Here is a 285-nt window from a genome sequence, read left to right as displayed (position 1 = left end):
GTGGAGGAGGCGGCGGAAGCGGCGGGTGAGGTTGCCGGGGTCGAGCGGCCTGCCCTTCGGGGTGGTGAAGACGAGCCGTTGTCCGTTCTGCCATGTCTTCGTGCGGTGCGGGATGCCGAGCTGACCGAGCGGATAGTCGAGGTCCATGCGAGATCACGCGGAGCCTACGGCGCCCCGCGCGTGCATGCTGTGCTCATGCGCCAGGGTGCGGGTGCGGCCGTCGTCGTGTTGCACGGCTGATCCGGGCCGCCGGGCTGCGAGGCCGGCACCGCCGACGACGGCACC

General features: G+C 71.9%; 1 protein-coding gene and 1 pseudogene. One reads left to right on the top strand and one right to left on the bottom strand.

Translation table 11 applies throughout. The annotated features are described in order from the left end of the window. Positions 1 to 75: pseudogene (locus tag E0D90_RS28725) on the bottom strand (tyrosine-type recombinase/integrase); the annotation flags it as partial. Positions 76 to 105: 30 nt separating this feature from the next. On the opposite strand from E0D90_RS28725, the gene E0D90_RS28720 reads away from it, so the two are divergent. Beyond that, the gene (locus E0D90_RS28720) at positions 106 to 240 is read left to right on the top strand and encodes a helix-turn-helix domain-containing protein (RefSeq protein ID WP_157996970.1); all 135 of its coding nucleotides are present in this window, start codon (positions 106 to 108) and stop codon (positions 238 to 240) included. Positions 241 to 285: the final 45 nt, after the last annotated feature.

Origin of the sequence: Streptomyces otsuchiensis, from assembly GCF_004305975.1 — a bacterium.
Lineage (GTDB): Bacteria > Actinomycetota > Actinomycetes > Streptomycetales > Streptomycetaceae > Streptomyces > Streptomyces otsuchiensis.
The sequence above is the reverse complement of the archived record's forward strand: the minus strand, read 5'-3'. Positions and strand labels throughout refer to the sequence as shown.